The organism is Burkholderia sp. Tr-862 (assembly GCF_011753085.1).
Classification (GTDB): Bacteria; Pseudomonadota; Gammaproteobacteria; order Burkholderiales; family Burkholderiaceae; genus Burkholderia; species Burkholderia ambifaria.
The window spans coordinates 1-4,178 of the sequence record NZ_VWWG01000290.1; the positions used below are offsets into that span (position 1 = coordinate 1).

At 70.4% G+C, this 4,178-nt stretch carries 4 protein-coding genes and 1 pseudogene; 3 read left to right on the top strand and 2 right to left on the bottom strand.

Translation table 11 applies throughout. The features are described 5' to 3' along the window. Positions 1-393: hypothetical protein (locus F3J14_RS33870; RefSeq protein ID WP_211080429.1), on the top strand; the 393-nt coding region annotated here is incomplete at its 5' end. 26 nt (positions 394-419) lie between these two features. On the opposite strand, the gene F3J14_RS33875 is transcribed toward F3J14_RS33870, so the two are convergent. Next, positions 420-1,265 carry an aldo/keto reductase gene (locus tag F3J14_RS33875; RefSeq protein WP_166726618.1) on the bottom strand — a complete coding sequence of 282 codons (846 nt, stop codon included), beginning with the start codon at positions 1,263-1,265 and terminating at the stop codon, positions 420-422. 167 nt (positions 1,266-1,432) lie between these two features. On the opposite strand from F3J14_RS33875, the gene F3J14_RS33880 reads away from it, so the two are divergent. Continuing rightward, the gene (locus tag F3J14_RS33880) at positions 1,433-2,179 is read left to right on the top strand and encodes a GntR family transcriptional regulator (RefSeq protein WP_166726619.1); all 747 of its coding nucleotides are present in this window, start codon (positions 1,433-1,435) and stop codon (positions 2,177-2,179) included. A 21-nt stretch (positions 2,180-2,200) separates the two neighbouring features. Here the strand turns inward: F3J14_RS33880 and F3J14_RS33885 are convergent, their stop codons facing one another. Continuing rightward, a complete protein-coding gene (locus F3J14_RS33885) occupies positions 2,201-3,592 on the bottom strand; it encodes a CoA transferase (protein ID WP_166726620.1) in 1,392 nt (463 codons plus the stop codon). Between the two features lie 139 nt (positions 3,593-3,731). Here F3J14_RS33885 and F3J14_RS33890 point away from each other — a divergent pair. After that, positions 3,732-4,178 (top strand): annotated as a pseudogene (locus tag F3J14_RS33890) (helix-turn-helix domain-containing protein); the annotation flags it as partial.

The following is a 4,178-nucleotide window of genomic DNA, read 5'->3' on the forward strand; positions in this document are numbered from 1 at the left end:
AGCGGCGGCAGCGGCGGCAGCGGCGGCAGCGGCGGCAGCGGCGGCAGCGGCGGCAGCGGCGGCAGCGGCGGCAGCGGCGGCAGCGGCGGCAGCGGTGGCAGCGGTGGCAGCGGTGGCAGCGGTGGCAGCGGCAGCGGCGGTCACGGCAACGGGAATGGCAATGGCAGCGGCGGTGCCGGCAATGGCGGCGGTAGCGCCGGTGGCAACGGTGGCCAAGGTAATAGCGGCAGCGGCAGCGGCGCCGGCGGTCATGGAACCGGCGGTCACGGCAACGGCGGCGGCAACGGGAATGGCAACGGTAATGGTGGCGCCGGCAACGGCGGTGCCAACGGTGTCGGCAACGGCAACGGCAATGGCGGCAGCGGCGGATCGGCCGGCGGCCATGGCCACTGACCGACGCATCGCCTGAGCAGGTGCCGTCAGAGCATTTCGAGCGCGCGCTTGCTGCGCGGCGGACGGAAATAACCGTCGATCTGCGCGCGCTCGTCATCGCTCAACACGAGATCGAGCGCCGCACGATTGTCGCGCACGTGCTCGATCCGCGACGCCTTCGGAATCGCGAACACACCCGGTTGCGCAAGGACCCAGGCAAGCGCGAGACGCGTCACCGACACGCCGCGCTGTCGCGCGATCTCGTCGAGTGGCGAGCGCTTCGGCAGCCGCCCGTGATCGACCGGGCTGTAGGCCATCGCGGGCATCCGGTGGTCGGCAAGCCACGGCAGCAGGTCGAATTCCGCACCGCGCCGCGCGATGTTGTAGAGGATCTGGTTGGTCGCGCACGCGCCGCCGCCCGCCTCGTCGACGAGCTCGGCCATGTCGGCCGTATCGAAGTTGCTGACGCCCCAGTGCCGGATCTTGCCCGCGCGCCGCAACGCCTCGAACCCCTCGACCGTCTCCTCGAGCGGCACCGAGCCGCGCCAGTGCAGCAGGTACAGGTCGAGATGATCGGTACGCAAACGCTGGAGGCTCGCCTCGCACGCGGCGACGACGCCGCGCCGGCTCGCATGATGCGGGTACACCTTGCTGACGAGGAACACGTCGTCGCGCAGGCCGGCCAGCGCCTCGCCGACGAGTTCCTCGGTCGCGCCGTCGCCGTACATCTCGGCGGTGTCGACCAGCGTCATCCCGAGCGCGATACCCTCGCGCAATGCGGCGATCTCGTCGGCGCGACGCGCGGGCCGCTCGCCCATTTCCCAGGTGCCCAGGCCGAGCTTCGGAATCGTCTCGCCGTCCGGCAGGACGACCGTGGCGATCGTGTCTGTCATGCGTTCCTCGCTGCAGATTCGTGGCCGCGCATCGCGGCCGAAGCATCAAATACGACGCATCAGTGTAGTCAATCAGTGCGGCGCTCACCTATTACACGGCAAAAACCGGCTATAACGGCGCCGCATGATGACTTAGAATGGCCGGCAACCTGATCGATACCCATTCCATGAAGTCACCCACGGACGACCGCTGGCAGGACCTGCGCCCCGACCCCGACCACGACACGCCGCTCTATCTGCAGCTCGCCCGCAAGCTCGGCGACGCGATCCACGACAATCGCTGGGCGGCCGGCGAGGCGCTACCGTCCGAGCGCGTGCTGTCCGAAGCGCTCGGCGTGTCGCGCATCACCGCGCGCAAGGCGATCGCGCTGCTCGTCGAGCAGGGCCTGATCCGCCGCACGCAGGGCGCCGGCAATTTCATCCAGCCGCGTTACGAGGATCCGCTGTCGCGGCTGTCGAGCTTCAGCGAGATGCTCGAGCGCCGCGGCTTCAAGCCGAGCTCGCAGTGGCTCGAGCGCGAAATCCAGCCGGCGAACCGCGACGAAGTGATTCAGCTCGGCCTGTCGCCGGCCGCATCGGTCACGCGGCTGAAGCGCCTGCGCCTCGCCGACGGCATCGTGATGGCCGTCGAGAACTCGACGTTCCCCGCCACGCTGATTCCCGATCCGCAGGCGATCGGCGGTTCGCTGTACAGCTATCTCGAAGCGCGCGGCACGCCGATCGTGCGCGCGCTGCAGCATTTCCGCGCAGTCAACGCGACCGACGAGATCGCGCAACAGATGGGCATCGCGCCGCATGACGCGCTGCTGCTGATCACGCGGATCGGCTATACGGCCGACCAGCGCGCGATCGAGCTCACCGATACCTACTGCCGCAACGACTACTACGACTTCGTCGTCGAGCTGCGCAAGTAACGGGCACCGCGCCGCCCGCGCTCACAGCCAGCGCGCGTCGTCTGTGCCGAGCGGGACGGGCGGCCGAGCGAAGCGCGGCGGCGTCGCCGACAGGCGTTCGGCCGGGCGCACCGCATCGATCGTGCCAAACGGCGACGCGCTCCGGTCGATCCGGTCGCGCACGTCGTCGGGCGTGAACTCCGGTGCGTGCAGACCGTCCGGCACCACGCCGAACGATTGCAGCCAGCGCCCCGTCTGCGCGAGCGACAACCGCACGTGCCAGCTTCCCCCTTCCGTCGCCCGGCGCGCGAGCGCGATCATAGCGCCGAATGCCGCCAGATAACCCGTCGCATGATCGAGCGCCTGGCACGGCAGATGGCGCGGGCCATCCGCGTGCGCCGCGTGCTGCTCGCTCCATGCGATGCCGCTCGCCGACTGCACGAGGCTGTCGAAGCCGCGCCGCATCGACCATGGCCCCGCGTGCCCGTATGCGGACACCGACACGCACACGATGCCGGGCCGCAGTTCCGCGAGCGCCTGCGGCGAGAACCCGCGCGCGGCGAGCGCGCCCGGGCGATAGGCCTGCAGGAATACGTCGGCGTGGCGTGCGAGATCGCGCAACGCGGCGACGCCCGCCGCCTCGCGCAGGTCGATCCACGTGGAGCGCTTGCCGCGCCCGTTGTCGATCACGAGCGACGCGATGTTCGGCAGGTGCGGGCCGTTGACGAGCAGCGTTTGCGCGCCGTGCGACGCGAGCGTGCGGCCCGCGACCGGCCCCGCGATGATGCGCGTGAGATCGAGCACGCGCACGCCCGCGAGCGGCTGGCCGGCCTCGCCGCGGCCGATCGCCTCGACGGGCGCATCGCCGATCCGCTCGATCTCGAACAGCGGCAGCGACGCGAGCGCGCGCGCCTGGTCGTGCGAAGCCCATTCGTCAGGGGTTCTGATCAATGCCGCGCACAGGCCGGCCTCGGCCAGCGCGGTATCGAGCGCCGTGCCGTCCCATGTGCGGATCGCCGCGGCAACGTTGTCGCGCCGCGGGCCGCAGCCGAGCACGTCGAGAATCCCGTGCAGGTGATGCGGAAAGTTCGCATGCAGCTGGATCCAGCGTCCGTCGCGCGTGTCGTAGAAGCCCGTCACCGGATGACGCGGCTCCGGCGGCGGGCCATCGTCCACGCGCAGGTAGCGTTCGCTGCGGAACGCGACGAGCGCGTCGCGCATCGACACGTCGACGCGCTGCGCGACACCCGTGCGCAGCCGGTGACATTCGGCCGCGGCGAGCCCGGCTGCCGCGATCGTCGCCGCGGCCAGCGTGCCGACGTGGAACGTCGACGGCAGCGTCGGGTCCTGCCCCGTCACGGCCGCGCGGGCCAGCGCGTCAGGCGCGCCGTGCGCGAGTTGCCACAAACGGGTCAATGCGAGTTCGGGGGTCATGGTGAAAGCGCGCCGTTGAGGAGACTGAATCGAGTCTAGAATTCGCGACGGGCGCGATCAATCTTGATTGCGCGAATCAATGCATAACGAATAGTTGTAGCCGGGCTGCGTTTCATGCGCCCCGACAGGAGCGATCCGCATGACGTCCCTCAGCGCGCCGGAAGCCGCCGGCATTCTCGGTGTCAGCGTGAGCACCCTTTATGCGTATGTGAGCCGCGGCCTGCTGCGCTCGCTGCCCGACGGCGCGAGCAAGCGCCGCCGCTACGACGCCGACGAGGGGCGCCTGCTCGCGCGCCGTCGCGCCGATGCAAAACGTGCGGGCGGCGTCGCCGAACGCTCGCTCGACTGGGGCGTGCCCGTGCTCGAATCGAGGATCACGCAGATCGCCGACGGCCGCCTGCACTACCGGGGCGCCGATGCGATCACGCTCGCGAACGACGCGACGTCGAGGAAGCGGCCGCACGGTTGTGGGATTGTCCGCCCGCGCGGCTCACCGCCGCATCGCCGGCGGCGACCGGTTTCGACGCCGCGCAGTGGGACGACTGGGCACGCCGCTGGGCACATCTGAGATCGGAAGAGCGTCCGG